This is a genomic window from Myroides oncorhynchi (assembly GCF_020905415.1).
In the GTDB taxonomy this organism is placed as follows: domain Bacteria; phylum Bacteroidota; class Bacteroidia; order Flavobacteriales; family Flavobacteriaceae; genus Flavobacterium; species Flavobacterium oncorhynchi_A.
Genome location: NZ_JAJJMP010000001.1, coordinates 2,599,010 through 2,616,980, shown reverse-complemented (window position 1 = coordinate 2,616,980; position 17,971 = coordinate 2,599,010). Strand labels below are relative to the sequence as shown.

The window sequence follows — 17,971 nt, the reverse complement described above, 5'->3', positions numbered from 1 at the left end:
TATAGTCTGTTGAAATACTAGTCTTCTAATACTTCTGGTTGTTCTGGTGCCTTCCCACTAATTTTCTCTTGAAGATATTGGAAGAATACATAAAGGAATGGGATAACAAATATTCCCAATATAACCCCAAAGATCATCCCTCCTGCAGTACCAATACTAATAGAGTGGTTTCCTTGTGCTGAAGAACCTTGAACAAACATCAATGGTATCAAACCTGCTACAAACGCAAATGATGTCATTAAGATAGGACGAAGACGTAAGCGTGATGCTTCTACTGCTGCATCTACGATACTCATTCCTCCTTGGCGTTTCTGTACTGCGAACTCTACTATCAGAATAGCATTCTTCGCCAGCAAGCCGACCAGCATAATCAGTCCCACCTGTACATAAATATTATTTGCAATACCCACTGAACCTATAGCTATAAATACTCCCATAATACCTACTGGTAATGATAATAATACTACTAATGGTAAGATATAACTTTCATATTGTGCCGCTAAAATAAAATAAATGAATAATAATGATAGTCCAAAGATGAATGCCATCTGTCCTCCTGATTTCTTCTCTTCCTTACTTAATCCTAACCACTCAATTCCATATCCTGCAGGTAATTTCTCTGCTGCCACTTTCTCTACAGCTGCCATTGCATCTCCAGTACTTGTACCTGGATTGATAATACCATTGACAGCGATAGAGTTAAACAAGTTATGTCTACTGATAGCCTGAGGTCCATACACTTTCTCTAAGTGAGCTAATGAACTAATTGGTATCATCTCACCTGATCCAGCCGTCACATAGATTGTCTTAAACGACTCTTCATCCGCTCTAAACTGTGAATCTCCTTGTACAAATACCTTAAACTGTTTTCCGAAACGGTTAAAGTCATTTACCTGTGCAGATCCATAGAATAACTGTACTGCGCTCATCATATCACTTACATCTACACCGTGCATCTTCGCTTTTACAGGATCTACTACTATTTTATACATTGGGAAATCAGCTTTAAACATCGTGAATGCACTTAACACCTCATTTGTCTCACTTAAATCCTTATTAAACTGATTCACCACATTAGCGAAATCATCTATACTTCCCCCTCTTTTATCTTGTACTACTAATTCTAATCCATCAAAGTCTCCAAATCCTGGTACTGTAGGGTTAGCAAACACATAAAAATCACCCTCTTTTAATACTTCTAAGTCTTTATTTAACTGTGCGATTAATTCATTTATATCTTTTACATCTCCTCTGTCTTTTAAATCTTTAAATGAGATGAACCCCATTCCATAAGCTGGACTGGCTGCATTACCTAAAATATTAAACCCTGAGATAGTAGTTACTGCCTTAATAGCTGGATGATTTCTCATAATCTCATCACCTTCTTTTAATACTTTAGCAGTTCTATCAATAGAAGAACCCGGAGGTAACGAAAGAGCAAACATCGCAAATCCCTGATCCTCATTAGGAATAAACCCTTTAGATGTGCTATTCATTAACAATACCATACCTACGATAGATCCCACTAGAATACATAAACTAAGTACCTTTCTTTTGATTAAGAATTTAACACCACCGATATACTTATTAGTCAATGAAGTAAATCCAGCATTAAATGATCTAAAGAATCTAGTTTTAAACCCGTTCTTCTTTACTTCTCCTGTATTTTCTAAGTCATGATGATGATTCTTTAATAAAAGAGCACATAACGCAGGACTCAATGTTAAGGCATTAACTGCCGAAATCATAATAGCTATCGCCAGCGTATAGGCAAACTGCTTATAGAACACCCCTACTGGTCCTTCCATAAACCCTACTGGTAAGAATACTGCAGACATTACTAATGTAATAGATATAATCGCCCCAGAGATCTCACTCATCGCTTTAGACGTAGCCTCTTTTGCATTTAAGCCCTCGAGTTCCATCGTACTATGGACTGCCTCCACTACCACGATGGCATCATCGACGACAATACCAATGGCTAGTACTAATGCGAATAACGTTAACATATTAATTGAGAACCCTAATAAATTCAAGAAGAAGAACGTACCGATTAACGATACAGGTACTGCTATTGCAGGTATGATTGTCGATCTAAAATCTTGTAAGAAAATATAGACAATCAAGAATACCAATAAGAATGCCTCCACTAGAGTAGTCTTCACCTGATTAATAGACTCATCTAATTGTGTTTTATTAGCAAAAGTTACGTTATATCTTAACCCTTTAGGCAACTGAGGTGTTAAATCCTCTAGTACTTTATATACCTCTGCTTGAATCTCATTAGCATTTGATCCTTTTGTTTGGAAAATCATCATACTCACTGCGTCCAAACTATTGATCTTATTCTCCTCATCATAAGCTACTGCACCAAATTCAATACGAGCCAAATCTCTTAAGTACAACACATTACCACTCTTATCAGCCTGAACCACAATATTCTCAAACTGTTCTGGAGTATTATACTTACCTGGATATGTCAGAGTATACTGTACTGCACCACCTGCATTCTGCCCTAAGTTACCTGCAGCTACCTCCATACTTTGACTCTGGATAGCACGCTCTACATCTTTAGGAGTTAAACCTCTATTTGCTAATTTGTGAGGATCAAGCCACACACGCATAGCATAATCTTTCTCACCGAATAACTGAACTTTACCAATTCCTTTAATACGTTTCAACTCACGTACTAAATTAATACGAGCATAGTTTTGTACGAACGTCTCATCATATAGTGATGCATCATCACTGATAAGATCTACAATCATAATCATACCACGCTGTTCCTTTTGTGTAATTACCCCTGCTTGTAGCACCTCTGCTGGTAATATACCAGTTACCTGAGCTACTCTATTTTGGACATTTACTGCGGCTTGATCAGGATCTGTTTCTAAATCAAAAAATACTGTGATAGAAGCAGTACCATCATTACTTGCTGTAGACTCTATGTGAGTCATATTCTCTACCCCATTAATAACCTCTTCTAAGGGTGTCACTACTGACTTTAATACAGTCTCAGCATTACCTCCTGGATAAGAAGCCATAACCGAAACACTTGGAGGTGCAATATCAGGGAACTGAGCGATAGGTAACTGTGTTAAACCTACTGCCCCTAATATTACTATAATAAGAGATATAACTGTAGCCAATACAGGTCTATGTATTATCTTTTTAAGCATTTGTTCTGTTTGTTTTAATTAAAATAAAGAATCTTTTTAAGATTGCTTACTCACTTGCTTTAGCTGTTTGTGGCTCTACATTCCCTCCAGCACTCTTAGTTGGCGTTGTTACTACAGCAATAGACATACCATCTTGTAATTTATCCACACCTGTAGTCACTAAAGTTTCTCCTTGCTTAACACCTGATTCTACAAAATAAGTATGGAGGTTCTTACCGATAATCTTTAATTGTCTTTGATCTACAGTATTATCTTTATTCACTACATAAGCAAATATTTTATCCTGTAAATCAGCCGTTGCAGCGATAGGTACCTGTACCACATCTCTATGTGTAGCCATTAAATTAACGATACCTGTACCACCATTTCTCAATAATCGATCTGGATTATCAAATACGGCACGTACACTAATAGAGTTAGTCCCAGCATCAAATTCTCCATTGATTACATCTACTTTACCTGTGATAGGATATTTATCTCCATTACTCAATTCTAATTCAATAGGCATCTTCAATACATTCTCAGCAGAACCATTCTCTTTAATTAAGTTGAAATAATCTGCTTCTGTCAATGAAAAATAAGCAAACATCTGAGAGATATCAGACATCGTAGTTAACTCTTCTGCCTCACCTGCTGTTACTAAGTTTCCTACACGTTTAGTAATACGTCCTAAGAACCCATCTACTGGAGCGGTGATTGTACAGTAGCTTAAGTTTAACTTAGCCTCTGCTACAGCTGCCTGAGCTTGAGCTACATTAGCCTTAGCATTGTCTAAGACTGCCTCTGCTGTTTTTAACTGTATTGGTGATACGAACTTATTATCTAATAAAGACTGTACTTTATCTTTTTCTAACTGTGCATTGACTAATGCTGCCTGCGCTGCTCTTAAACTAGCATTGGCATTATTTAGTTGTATGCGGTAAGGTTGAGCATCAATTAGCATTAATGCTTGCCCTTTTTTCACATAGCTTCCTTCTTCAACTAATATCTTTTCTATATACCCAGAAGCTTGTGCACGTACCTCTACATTAACTCTTCCTTCTAATGATGCAGTATATTTTTTTAACACTAAGGCATCACCTTTCTCCACTACATTGGTTTTTACTTCTAAAGCAGCTACTTCTTCAGCTCCTTCATTTGACTGATTTTTACAACTAACGAAAAATACAGATAAACCAAATAATAGTCCTCCTAAAAACAAAACTTTCGTACTTCTATAAATTTTATTCATTTCTAACGCTTTTAACACAACAAAAGTCAAAAAAAATAGAACGCCAACTTCTATAATTAATTCGAAGCGTAAAAATTCGAACCTGAAACGTCAAAACTTGTTACTAATACGAAATAGCATTTATCAGCAACTAGAAAACAGACATTACCAATGGATTAATCTCTATATTTTACTGTGAGTTAATTAAGAATATTTTAACCCTTAACACATCTAATAACCTATAATCTTAGCCAAAACAAAAGCCCATATAGCATCTCTACTATATGGACTTTTCTAATGACTATTTTAATGCTTATTAGCTATTTAACCAACTCTTTAATAAAGGAGCTTTCTCTCTACTTATAATCACTTCACGCTGTGGATCTTTTACTAAGCTAACTTTAAGTTTTCCATTGTGATAATTTTGAATGTTATCTATACTATCCACACTTATTATATGCTGTCTATTTGCCCTAAAGAATATTACTGGATCTAGTTCCTCTTCTAATTCCTCTAATGTTTGTCCTACAATAATCGTTGACTTATCTTTAAGTACTAAATGGGTGATTTTTAATTCCGAATAAATAAAATCAATCTCACCTACTTTGACGGTTTTAAAACCATCTTTATAAGGTATTAAAAAACGAGATCTATAAAAAGTTTCTTTCTTATGTAAGCTACCTAAAATATCTTTTATAGATTCGCTTAACATAGGAGTACTACTCCTGAGTGTCTTAAACTTATTCAAGGCCTGTTCTAATTCTTCTTCTCGGACAGGCTTCATTATATAATCAATACTATTTACTTTAAATGCCTTAAGTGCATACTCATCATAAGATGTAGTAAAAATAACAGGTGATTTAACTTCTATCTGTTCAAAAATTTCAAAACACAAACCATCTTCAAGCCGTATATCCATCATGATTAAAGAAGGCTCTTCATTATCCTGTAGCCACTCCACACATTCCTTTACACTTTCTACCACAGCCACTATTTCTATATCCGAATCTAGTACCTGTAACAACCGAGATAATTTATTTGCATTTCTTACCTCATCTTCTACGATTAAAACTTTCAACTGCATATATTTACTTTTCTTTATAGCTAATTATTATCTATCATTCTTATTTATAAGCAAAGGTAATTTTACCATAAAATTACTTTCTGTCTTCTCTATAACTACCTTATGTTTACTTAATAGACGATATCTTTCTTTAATATTAGTTAGCCCTACTTTAGAAGATGGAAGATTTACTACTAACTCTTGTATATTATTACTCACCACTACATAGTTACCATCTACATAAATGTCTATGATTAAAGGATGATCTTTAGAGACACTGTTATGCTTTACCGCATTCTCCACTAACAACTGTATAGCAATAGGAGCTACAAAGAAGTTCTTTTTAATTTCTTCTAACACGTTAATATTCAGAACAACTTTAGTTCCCATTCGTTCTTTAATAAGATAGAAATATGATTCTACAAAAGTTAATTCTTCTAAAAGACTAACTGTATTCTTCCTAACATTAGACAACATATACCTGTATACTAATGACAAATTATCTATAAACTTAACTGCCAGTCCTTGGTCTTCAACAACTAACTCTGATAAAGTACTAAAGTTATTGAACAGAAAATGTGGATCTAATTGCATTTTTAAAGACTCTAGTTCAGCCTGACTTGCAATACGTTCTAACTGTTCTGCTTTTAATTTTAGATCTGCAGCATCTACCATAGATTTTTTCCAATTATTAATCAAAAAATACCCAGTATGAATAGCACTAATAAAAATACCTGTGTTAAAGCTAATAATCAAGGACTGCCAAATATCTATTTTAGCTTCCAAATCTATAATGTCAAATGACTCATAAGGAGATAAATAGATATAAACAAAATTGATAGCAAAATATATAATAAATATAAATAAAATAAGCAGAACAAACTGAACTACCACGCGCATAACAGGTAACTTGTCCCATGGCAAAAACTTATTTAGCACCTTACTCAACTGTAAACTAACTTCTGTAATAGCCATACAATAAATAAACAATACTAAAGCTGATTCCCACATCTCTTTCACATCCATAGTAACCCAATCTGCGTCATATGGATTTAATAGAAAATGGGAAAACAAATAAAGAACAAATACTAATGGTATAACCATTAGCCTATAATGCCTTAAAAACATTGACTCTTCTTTTACTTTCTTTGCCGCCATACTTTTATTAAATTCTTTTAATCTAAATTCCACATTAGCCTATTATAGAATCTAGACTTAACAAAAGTACTTTTATATTTCTATATCTGTATATTTAACATTACCCAAAGTGATATATAATTACTTGAAACGGAAAAATGACTAACTAACTTGAACAAAAAATACCGTATTACGAATTTTAATTCTCAAAAATAATGCATTCAATGCGAAAAAAACATTGACGGAAAAAGTAAAAAAAATAGTGCAATACCAATGGACTACACTATTCACAGCTAAAATTTCTAAAAAAAATTACGATAAATACAGCACTAGCATCTTATTTCACCTGTGACTAATAACCTATTCTCTAAAAAGTCTATAAAAGAACACTCTAAAAGCTTAATAATTCCAAGTTCTTCTGATAATAAGGTATTAACAGTTTTAAAATCGCACTGGAGATGATACTCTACATTATCTATATCTAAATCTTCAAGTAACTCTTCAATACTATCTATATCGCAATACTTATCTTCTTCGATTAGAACAATAGCTCCTTTATGTGATCCCACTAAAACCTCTCCTATTAATTTATCTTCAGTCCATCTTCCAACAATAAAAATATATGGTGAAAAAATACAATCTTCATTTGTTTGCTCTAAAAAAACCAAATTATCATACATACAAGAAGAACTGATATTAGTCGATATTGTAATTAGAGGCCAATTGCCATTAATCAATAAAAAACGAAAATAATCATCAGAAAATCTAAAAACCTTTTGCAGACTTTTTATTTCGCTCTTACAGAAAACATCTACTCCTGAATCTACCAGAAATCGATAACGTAAAAATTCATTCATATTAGTAGTATTGGTTCATTTAAAAGTACGCTATTAAAATCTAATTACTGCCATGCCAATAAAAACATAACATTCTAATAACATTCACATTAACAACAATACAATCACTTTCTCCTTGCCATTGTATTGATACTTATAATCCACCTTAATACAACTCTCTAAGTAAATTCTAACCGTAGATTAAATTTCTCTAATGCTTCACTAGTGGCTCGATATATGCTTTAGCTTTGTTATAAAAATCAGCCCTATGAACATACTTTTAATAGAAGACGAGGTAAGTGTATCTAACTTTATCAGAAAAGGACTAGAAGAAAGTCAACATCAAGTAGCCTTTGCCTATGATGGGATGATAGGGCTACAGCTAGCGATGGAACAAGAGTTTGACCTGATTATATTAGATGTTATTCTTCCTTATATGAACGGATTCGAACTGTGTCAACAGATCAAAAAATACAAAGGTGATATCCCTATCCTGATGTTAACAGCATTATCTACGCTAAATGACAAGGTAAAAGGATTTAATATGGGAGCAGATGATTATCTAACGAAGCCGTTTCACTTCGAAGAATTACTTCTGCGTATAAAAGCCCTTACACGTAGAAACACGATGTCGATGCCTACCCTAGAGTATAAGGCAGCTGACCTGGTAATGAATACCTATAAAAAATCAGTCTCTAGAGCGAATAAAGATATTGTACTAACGCAGAAAGAATACACGCTATTAGAGTATTTCTTAGTCAATAAGAATAGAGTATTAACGCGTACTCAGATAGCTGAAGCTGTATGGGGAATAGGTTTTGACAGAGGGACTAATCTAATAGATGTCTATGTCAACTATGTGAGACGAAAAATAGATAAGGAATACAACACCCAATTAATTCATACTGTTATTGGTATGGGGTATATACTAAAAGATGAATAGTTTTATTTGGTTAACAGTGTACGGTGTACGGTTTTTAATTTGTGTTTAAAAAAGTATTACACTAGTGAGGTCAATAATTTAGTGAAGTGTCCTAATTAACAAAATCACGACTTCACAAAAAACAATAAAAATGAAAATACGCAATAGACTTTCTCTTCAATTCTCAGGGCTATTTACTATCCTCTTATTAGGGGTATTAGTGGCAGTGTACTTTGTTGTTTCTAATCATTGGCAGAATACGTTCTTTAAACAATTAGAAGATAGAGCATTCACTGTAGGGCATAACTATCTAGCTGAAGACAACTTTACAAAAGCAGAGTTTGACGAAGTCTTACGCAAATACCCACGTACTCTACCTCAAGAGGAGATAAGAATCTATGACATTAATTATGAGCCTACTTTTATAGAAGAAGGAGATCTCAAATGGGACAAAGCTACTCTAGGACAGGTAGTCGATAAGAAAAAAGTATATACTAAGATGGAAGATGACTATGTAGTGGGAATCTTCTATAGAGATAACTCTGGTGACTTTATCGTGATGGCTAAAGCGGCAAATGAGAAGGGGGTTGCTGCACTTCAGCAGCTCAGAACAGTGATGCTCATTAGCTTAGTTATTGCATTACTGATTACTTTTTTTCTATCTCGCCTGTTTGCTGGTTATTTCTTGATACCCATTACCCGTATTAACAAACACATCTCGAAGAAGAATATCTCTACCCTCTACCCTATCCCCACACAGGATATGTCTAAAGATGAGATACGTATACTTAGCGAGACCATTAATGAGTTGTTTAGAAGATTACAAGACTCTTTTGACAACCAACAGGCTTTCGTATCCCATGCCTCACACGAGCTAAAGACACCTATTGCATCTCTAATGGGCAATGCGGAGATAGCCTTGAGACAATCGCGTTCTGAACAAGAATACATCACAGTATTACAAGGAGTAGTACACGATGCTACCCATATGGATCAGATGATTAATAATCTACTAGCATTATCTCAGCTAGATAGTTCTGTCTATCCGTTACACAAACACGCTTTTGAAGAGTTCTGGTGGACAATGATAGATCACTTGATAGCCGCACAGAAAGACTTAAACCTAGAGATAACAATCAATACGGATCAAGAACTTCACAAGCTATTCTTTAATGGCAATGGCGGTCTATTAGAACTTGCCTTGTCTAATGTGATACTAAATGCAAGTAAATTCTCACAGAACGAACCTATAGAATTAATCTTAGATACAGATAAGGATAATATCATCGTTATGGTCAAAGATCAAGGTATCGGAATAAAAAAAGAAGACCTAGACAAACTATTTCTCCCTTTTTACCGTTCTAGTAATGCATTTGGTATTAAAGGGACTGGTTTAGGACTGTCTTTAGCGTCAAAAATAGTTCAGTTGCACAAAGGGCAACTAACCATAGACTCTGAATTAGCGGCAGGAACAACAGTCGTTCTTAAGATACCTAAAAGCGTTTAAAACAAATGTCTCAATCATTATCTAAATTATAATTCGTAACAGCGAGTGTAGTCATCTATACTCGCTGTTTTTTTTCTTTTGTTTTTTTGTGGAGTTGTGATGTCGTGATGTTGTTTGTTGTAAGAGTTTATTATACTTTCTAAGATTATCTAACTATTAAACGACAGATGAAAACTGTTCACTGTTAACCGATTACTGTTAACCTCTATCTTACATTAAATTTTTCTAATCTCCTTTTAATCTTCTACTCATATCCTTCTAAGACCATACTAATTACCTTGAAATAAGTTTGTACTGTTAAATAAAACAATAACTTATTTATGCATATCACTAAAAGATCGCTGTTGTCACTTGCCTTATTTATGGCTATGACCTTAAGCAGCTACGCACAACAAAAGAAAGCTCCTATCGTGGTGAGAGATGCCGAAACGCTTCTTCCTCTACCAGGTGTTATGATCGAAAATATCACTAACGATGCAGTAGATCTTACACAAGACGATGGTAAGTTCGAATTAGAAAACAACGATTTAAAAGAAATAAAACTTCGCTTATCATATATCGGTTACTTTGATAAAGAGATTACTATAAAAGCGGGGGCATACCCTTCATTTATAGACTTAGATATAGAAGATAATATATTAGAAGGTATTGTAGTAACGGGATATACTAAACAGTCTCGCTCTAAAACTACAGGTGCCGTTAGTAAAATAGAGGCGCAAGCGATCAATAGATCACAAGTGAGTTCGATGGATCAAGCCCTTCAAGGGCAAGTACCCGGACTATATGTAGCCTCTCCTTCTGGACAGCCAGGTACTCCTGGTAGAGTCACTATCCGTGGTATCGGATCTATGCAGGATGAGAATACTAATCCACTGTATGTATTAAACGGAATACCTATCTCACCGGCTACCTTCTCAGCGCTTAATCCAGATGATTTCGAAGATATCACTGTGCTTAAAGATGCTGCTGCGACTGCTCAGTATGGTTCTCGTGGAGCAAATGGAGTAATCGTGATTACCTCTAAAAAAGGGCCTAGTGATAATGATGGAATGCGTGTCACTTACCAAACCCAATACGGATATTCTGAAGCGAATAACAGCAAATGGGATATGATGAATACCAACCAACGTCTACAGTTTGAAGAAATGCTTCAAGATCAAGACTTACCTGGATGGGCGTATTCTAGAAACAACCCTTATAAAGTAGTCAATGGTGTACAGACAGCTAAGACAGAGGCTGACTATGCAGATGGAGATTTGCGTCTAGCAGAGCTTAGAAGAACGAATATCGACTGGAAGAAGAAACTAATGAGACGTGGGATTAACCAATCTCATAACCTTAGCTTCCAAGGGGGTAATGCAGAGACACAACATTATACTTCTGTGAACTACTTCAAACAAGATGGGGTACTGTATAACTCAGGCATAGAGAAGTTCAACGTGAATAGTAATATCCACAATAAGTCTGGTAGATTAAGCTCTAACTTCTTCATCAACTTAGCGAATATCAATAGCCAGACTTCAGAGTCTGACTTCGATGTGAGTGAGACTAATCCTGTAGCCTCTATGTATTTCGCTCTTCCATATGAGAATCCTTATGACGAGAATGGAAAACTAACACCAGGAGCAAATAGGTTTGGTACGAATGCATTAGCTATGTATGATGACGTTAGCAGAAGAGAAAAACAACAAAAAGCGGTATTAGCAGGGAACTTCTCTTTTGACATTACTGACGATTTAAAACTGACAAGTACACTTGGAGTTGACTATACGAAACTGAGTAACACACATATTATCAAGCCTGATACCTACTTCGGTGATTTAGTAGAAGAAGGTGGACAAGGGATGTATAGTCAAGGTGATCAAACGAACATTGGTTTAATGGCTAACTTCGGTGCCAACTATAAATACAGATGGGGAGCTAATGAGCTAGAGGCTATCGCATTGATGGAAATGAATAGACAGAAGTATAACTATCACGGATTTACAGGATATGGATTAATAGATGGGTTAGATCACACTGCGGGTGGTATCACGCCAGGTACGCCGGAGAATGACTTTATCCCTAAAGTGGAAGGACGAGCATCTGAGAATCTGCTACTATCTCAGATAGGTTTATTGAGATATTCGTATGAGAACAGATTTACCCTATCTACTAGTTTGAGAAGAGATGGTTCATCTCGTGTACCGAGTAACAATAGATATAAATACTTCTATGCCGTAGGGGGTAGTTGGAATATGAAAGTGGAAGACTTTATGCAGGATATAGATATTATCTCTATGGCGCGTCTTAGAACTAGTTATGGTCTGACAGGTAATGCAAATGGGTTCGCTAGTGACTTCGGTTATCGCCGTCTTTACGGACCTGGACAGTATAATGGAGGTACAGCCTTTAACCCACTTTCACCAGGTAATAGCCAGTACAACTGGGAGATGAATAAGATTCTAGATATAGGAGTTGAGTTCGGTCTCTTTAACAATAGATTGATTGGAGAAGTTGACTTTTACAACCGTATTACGAGTGATTTATTCTTAGATAGAACACTTTCTAATACTTCAGGTTTTGAATCTATAGCAGATAATATGGGTAAAATCAGAAACCGTGGTATTGAGTTTAAAATATCAGGGGATGTGATTAGAAGTGGAGATTTCACCTTTAACTTAGGAGTGAACTTCGCTTATAACAAAAACAAAATCTTAAGCTTAGGTGACGAGGACGAAATCATCACTGAGGACTACTCTATCCATCAAGTAGGAAAACAGGTAGGTCACTTCTATATGGTCAAATGGGCTGGTGTAGATCAGCAGACTGGTGCACCGCTATATTATGACAAAGAAGGAAATATCACTAGTACTTATGACCCTGATAATGCTGTGTTAGTAAAAGGAGGTTTTGATCCTGCTATAAAAGGAGGTTTCACAACTAACTTTAAATATAAAAACTTAGAAGTAAGTGCATTGTTCTCATTCATTAAAGGAATGTATCGTCTAAATACAGGAGAATTTTACAGAACATCAGCAGATCAGACTTACCGTATCTATAACCAATCAACAGGGATGTTAGATATGTGGCAAAACCCAGGTGATGTAAGCGATAACCCGAGTGCTAAGTACGCTCGTTATATGACAGATAGAGAATTGCAAAAAGCAGATTACTTAAAACTGAGAAACTTAAACATCAACTACAAGTTTAAAGATTTCGGCAAGTGGAACAAGGTGGTCAAAGAGGTAAACATCTTCGCTCAAGGACAAAACTTATTGACGTGGACCAACTTCAAAGGACAAGATCCTGAAGATGACAACAACTGGTACCAATACGAATATCCGCTACCACGCACGATAACAGCTGGAATAAAAGTAATCTTTTAAAAACGACAACAAATGAAAACAATCTTATATAAAATCAATATTGCTGTATTACTTATCACCGGAGCTATAAGCGTTCAGAGTTGTGATAGTATGCTAGATATAGATCCTAAAGATGCTGTAAGTGATGATCACATTTACAGTTCAGTCAAACAGTTTGAATATGGTGTATTAGGAGCATACACACAGTTAAACATTGATTATAATACACTTATAGGGTCTGTTATGGCAGATGACTGTCAGTTGGCTCCAGGTAATGCAGGAGTTAATTCCTATGCTGTGAATATCAACAGATGGACATTTAGCGCTGACGACGATATCTTACAACAGATATGGATCGACTATTACCACAGTGTGTATAAAGTAAATGTTCTTTTAGAAAATATACATAGAGTACCTGTGACATCAGAAGCAGATAATCAGAAGTTAATAGAGTTGAAAGGAGAACTACACGGGTTAAGAGCCTTAGTACACTTTGAGTTACACCGTATCTTCGGACAGTCTGAGTACTTAGGGATGAACGCTTATACCATACCGTATAAGACGAAATCTGATGTGTACGAAAAACCAAGTAAACAAACCTTAGTTGACTTCTATAAACAGCTATGGAACGATATTAACGAGGCACAGGAGCACTTAACGACAGACTCTAATATTCGCCTTAGTCACGATGCTATTATCGCTTTAGGAGCACGTGTATCGCTTTATGGAAAGGATTATGACAAGGCTAATCAATATACAACTGAGTTAATCAATAAATATCCTCTTGCATCAGCTAGCGAATTTGAAGGAATCTGGGAAGATACTTCTAATGCTGAGATTATTTTTAAGCTTAAACGCAATAACGACGATAATATCAGACCAAACATTTTCTGGTATGACTTCAGTAGTGGTAAGACTTTATACTATGCTTCTAAAAAGTTAAGAGATCAATTTGATACAATCAATGATATGAGGTATGAACACTATTTCGGTGTTGAAAATGACGATATAATCAGTAAATATGATGGTAGTGCATTTAACGATCGTATTAATGATTACAAGGTATTTAGAATTAGCGAAATGTATCTAATCCGTGCAGAGGCATTACTTAAAGTAGGTAATTCACAAGGTGCTACTTCAGATATTAATACATTGAAAGAAAATAGGATCAAGAATGTAGCTAAGTTTAATACTGTAAGCTTAAGTGATATCTTACAAGAACGCTTCTTAGAGCTGTCTTTTGAAGGACATAGATACTTTGACTTAAAGAGACTAGGAATGCCTCTAGAGAGAGAGAAACAAGATCTAGCGGTAGATACTGATGAATCGATCATAAGTCCTTTTGCAGCATATTATCAACTACCTATCCCACAGAAAGAAATACAAGTAAACCCTGATTTAAAATATTAAGATCTTTTAGTAAGAAAGTGATTGAATTAGACCGTTCCTAGTGAGCGGTCTTCTTCTTTATAGAAACGAAAATAGCAGGCCCCCGCCTGCTATTTCCTTAGAAACAAACTAACCGTTGTATCTGTATATTTTGACTTAATAATAACTTATCATATACAGGACAACTTCTTACATTAATTCCCCCAAACTAATGTAGCTTTATGTATTCTTCTTCGTGTTGCTCTAAAGCAAAACGCAATTCTTTTATAATATCTTCTTTCAGATCTACTGGTGAGATAACTTTCACTAGTTTACCAAACTTCATAATTTGCTGTTTAAGCTCAAAATTTGGTTTTACCATTAGAGTCACTATTAGACGATCATTAGTCAAATCATCACCAATAACTTGTGAAGAATGAAGAGGACTAGCTTGTAGCAAATTCTTCTGATGTTTATCAAAAGATAGTACAACTTCATTTAAATCACGCCCCGTAAAATTAAGACCAATAATCTCACTAAACTTATCTCTAGCTGATTCAGAACATGCTTTAAACTTTTCATTCTCTATTCTCACATCCGAAATAGTGTCAAGAAAATAGGTAGTATAACTATTATCCGCCTCAATGGCAACTACATACCATGTATCTTCAAATTGTTTAAAAAGAATAGGTGCAATTTTTAAATGGCTTGAACTACCTTTCAGATGATTTGTATAAGTAAACGATATCTTTTGGCTCTTCGTCATTGCTGTATAAATTAGCCTAACTACATCAATAGGTATTACCCCTTTCTTTGATTCTGCATCTATAAAAATAGATCCTCCAGACTTTGATCCATTGTGAGCATTTAATATATCAGTTGTAACTAAATCTTTAAGTTGTAAAAGAACCTGATTAGCTGTCGCTAGATACTTAGGAGCTATATAGTACCCCTTTTTAGTATTATCTAAAGAAACTTCTACTCCGAACTCTGTAGACAAGTCACTAAGTGCACGATATAATGTACGTTCACTAATATCGATATCATAACTTGCTAAGTACTCTAACAGTTTTTCCCGTGAAGGATAATGGTTTTGGTTTAGGTAATTTAATACCAAAAAATAATAGCGTAATTTCTTCATTTTAACCCCAATTAAAATTAAGTGATAGTTGTATTTTTTATCAATAACTAAAGTAGTTTTTATTTTGAATATAAAAAACTATCTAATTGGGATACAAAAGTAATTCTATAAAATAGAAGCTATTAAAAAATTGGGTGAAACTGTATATTTTCTTAGTTAAGAATTATTTATACTGTTGTATTTTTTATTAAAAAAATATAAAACAGAATCATTAGTAGTTTAATCCAAACCCCCATAATAGCAAAATATGACAAAGAAATTCTATCTCATATCTCTTTCATTCACTCTATAACCATACTTTAAGATGCTTTTATCTAATTCAGACCTACTTTGTATAATTATTTTTCGTTTATCTACCTACCCCCATTTCTCTGATTTAGAAAACTAACCTATAAGGTTTGTTCTTTGCAACCAAATAAAAATGCCTATTAAAAAATAGGCATCATTGGGGACTTAAAAACAATTCTTTCATTCTACTGAAAAAACACGTAAACTTATTCTTTTAAGAGCACTTAAAGTTCAAAAAAAAAGTGAAACAAGAGAAAAATTGAGTAAACAAAGATTTATAGCCTCTTATAAGCACAAAAAAAGAGTTGAATAAAAAACTCAACTCTTTTAATATTTTTTACAACAATGGTTGTCTTACTAAATAAATACCATCTTCTTTAATCTCTATCTTTCTTTCTTTATAAAGGGTTCCCACTGCTTTCTTAAATGTTTTCTTACTCATATTTAAGACTGTCTTGATATCTTCTGGATGACTGTTATCTGTCAACCCTAAAAAACCTCTATTATGCTCTAGTTCTCTAATAATTACATCTGCTCCATCAGCTATTCCTCCAAATCCTACTTTAGTTCTACTAACATCAATCTTTCCATCTGGACGAATTGATTTAATATATCCTAAGATACGATCACCAGTATGTAATTCTTCAAACACCTCATTCTTATACATAAGCCCTGCATGTTTCTCATTTATAATAACATTAATCCCTAAATCTGTTATATGAGATACGACTAACTCTACTTCCTCTCCCTCTTTTACAGTTATATCTTTATTATCGACAAACTGTTTTAATTTACTAGAACCAACTAATCGATTAGTCTGATCATCAAGATACATATAGATAAGATATTTGTTTCCGTCCTTCATAGGTCTAGCTTGTTCTCTAAAAGGCACAAACAAATCTTTCTCAAGCCCCATATCCATAAAGGCTCCAAAATCATTTATATAGTTAACTTTTAGTAAAGCAAACTCATTCACATATATTCTTGGCTCTAAAGTAGTTGCCACAGGTCTTTCTTCTTGATCCAAGTAAACGAAAACAATTAGTTCATCTCCTACTTTATAATCACTTGTCTCGTATTTAGTTGGTAAAAGAACTTCCTGCTCTCCATCAGTCAAATAAAGTCCGAAACTAGCAAAACGAGCTACTTTTAATTTATTATCATCTCCTATTTTTATCATAATCTTCTATATCTTAATTATTGTAAAATACCTTTACTTCTTACCTAATCTCTAAATCAAACATATTTTTTAACACTTCTACTTCTGGATTAATAGATACGAAATGTTGATACTTATCTTTAGAATCCAATACTTTCTTAACTAGCTTAATTTCTTCGTTCACAAAAATAACAAGCTCGATATCAAAGTTCTGTAACTTTTTCCTTAAGTAGTTAACTAAATCATACTTATTCTCTTCAAAGCTTAATTTAGAACCTGCATTAGGCAATTCTAGCTCTATTCTTGCTTCTTTTAACTCTGGTCTAGCCATTCCCATAAGCGAAGCCATTAACGGCAACCCTCCTCTTAACAAACGATCTGTATAATAATTCCATTCATCCATCAATTGATTATAAGTAAATGGTTCTTTTGGTAAATCATCTGGATTAACTACATGTTTTTCTAAAGAAGAAGCTAATTCTTTTCTATTTCTAATACTGCTTAATGACAGTGCAGAAGTTCGTTTAGGTTGTTGATTTTCGACATTATTAGGCACAGAATTGTTTTGAGTAGTTTCTGGAGCGCTATGCTCAGACTGCGAGTTTACAACCTCCTGAGTAACCACACTACTAGCCTGTTCACTAAAAGTATTATTAGGATAAACAGGCGAGCTTACATTACTATCACTGCTAACAGTAGCAATAGGAATTAAATCATTACCACCTCTTTGATCAACGGTATAAGCACTATTGTTCGCGAGCTGATTTAGTGATACTTCTTGATAAGGTATAACGTTCTGCAACAACTCTCTCAG

At 34.4% G+C, this 17,971-nt stretch carries 12 protein-coding genes; 4 read left to right on the top strand and 8 right to left on the bottom strand.

Features of this window, described 5'->3' with window-relative positions; genetic code table 11:
• Window positions 1-17: 17 nt before the first annotated feature.
• From LNQ81_RS11440 to LNQ81_RS11420, 5 genes are all read right to left on the bottom strand, one after another.
• Complete coding sequence (locus LNQ81_RS11440; RefSeq protein WP_229946834.1) at window positions 18-3,179, bottom strand: efflux RND transporter permease subunit; 3,162 nt, start codon at window positions 3,177-3,179, stop codon at window positions 18-20.
• Window positions 3,180-3,225: 46 nt separating this feature from the next.
• The gene (locus tag LNQ81_RS11435) at window positions 3,226-4,410 is read right to left on the bottom strand and encodes an efflux RND transporter periplasmic adaptor subunit (RefSeq protein ID WP_229946832.1); all 1,185 of its coding nucleotides are present in this window, start codon (window positions 4,408-4,410) and stop codon (window positions 3,226-3,228) included.
• Window positions 4,411-4,705: 295 nt separating this feature from the next.
• Window positions 4,706-5,473, bottom strand: coding sequence for a LytR/AlgR family response regulator transcription factor (locus LNQ81_RS11430; protein ID WP_229946831.1), 768 nt, complete (start codon window positions 5,471-5,473; stop codon window positions 4,706-4,708).
• 27 nt (window positions 5,474-5,500) lie between these two features.
• Window positions 5,501-6,643, bottom strand: a complete 1,143-nt coding sequence (locus tag LNQ81_RS11425) for a sensor histidine kinase (RefSeq protein WP_229946829.1) — start codon at window positions 6,641-6,643, stop codon at window positions 5,501-5,503.
• Window positions 6,644-6,918: 275 nt separating this feature from the next.
• Window positions 6,919-7,446 carry a hypothetical protein gene (locus LNQ81_RS11420; RefSeq protein ID WP_229946827.1) on the bottom strand — a complete coding sequence of 176 codons (528 nt, stop codon included), beginning with the start codon at window positions 7,444-7,446 and terminating at the stop codon, window positions 6,919-6,921.
• A gap of 247 nt (window positions 7,447-7,693) precedes the next feature.
• Between LNQ81_RS11420 and LNQ81_RS11415 the strand changes: the two genes are divergently transcribed.
• From LNQ81_RS11415 to LNQ81_RS11400, 4 genes are all read left to right on the top strand, one after another.
• Entirely contained in the window at window positions 7,694-8,368 is a 675-nt protein-coding gene (locus LNQ81_RS11415; RefSeq protein WP_229946826.1) for a response regulator transcription factor, read from the top strand.
• A gap of 130 nt (window positions 8,369-8,498) precedes the next feature.
• Window positions 8,499-9,854, top strand: a complete 1,356-nt coding sequence (locus LNQ81_RS11410) for a sensor histidine kinase (RefSeq protein ID WP_229946824.1) — start codon at window positions 8,499-8,501, stop codon at window positions 9,852-9,854.
• Between the two features lie 320 nt (window positions 9,855-10,174).
• Window positions 10,175-13,222 carry a SusC/RagA family TonB-linked outer membrane protein gene (locus tag LNQ81_RS11405; RefSeq protein ID WP_229946822.1) on the top strand — a complete coding sequence of 1,016 codons (3,048 nt, stop codon included), beginning with the start codon at window positions 10,175-10,177 and terminating at the stop codon, window positions 13,220-13,222.
• Window positions 13,223-13,234: 12 nt separating this feature from the next.
• Window positions 13,235-14,611: a RagB/SusD family nutrient uptake outer membrane protein gene (locus tag LNQ81_RS11400; RefSeq protein ID WP_229946820.1), complete on the top strand. Its 1,377-nt coding sequence runs from the start codon at window positions 13,235-13,237 to the stop codon at window positions 14,609-14,611.
• Window positions 14,612-14,798: 187 nt separating this feature from the next.
• Here the strand turns inward: LNQ81_RS11400 and LNQ81_RS11395 are convergent, their stop codons facing one another.
• The 3 genes from LNQ81_RS11395 to LNQ81_RS11385 all read right to left on the bottom strand — a co-directional run bounded on the left by LNQ81_RS11395 (window position 14,799) and on the right by LNQ81_RS11385 (window position 17,959).
• On the bottom strand, window positions 14,799-15,710 hold the full coding sequence (locus tag LNQ81_RS11395; RefSeq protein WP_229946818.1) for a helix-turn-helix transcriptional regulator: 912 nt from the start codon (window positions 15,708-15,710) through the stop codon (window positions 14,799-14,801).
• A 625-nt stretch (window positions 15,711-16,335) separates the two neighbouring features.
• Window positions 16,336-17,178, bottom strand: coding sequence for a CvfB family protein (locus LNQ81_RS11390; protein ID WP_229946816.1), 843 nt, complete (start codon window positions 17,176-17,178; stop codon window positions 16,336-16,338).
• 40 nt (window positions 17,179-17,218) lie between these two features.
• Window positions 17,219-17,959 carry a hypothetical protein gene (locus LNQ81_RS11385; RefSeq protein WP_229946814.1) on the bottom strand — a complete coding sequence of 247 codons (741 nt, stop codon included), beginning with the start codon at window positions 17,957-17,959 and terminating at the stop codon, window positions 17,219-17,221.
• Window positions 17,960-17,971: the final 12 nt, after the last annotated feature.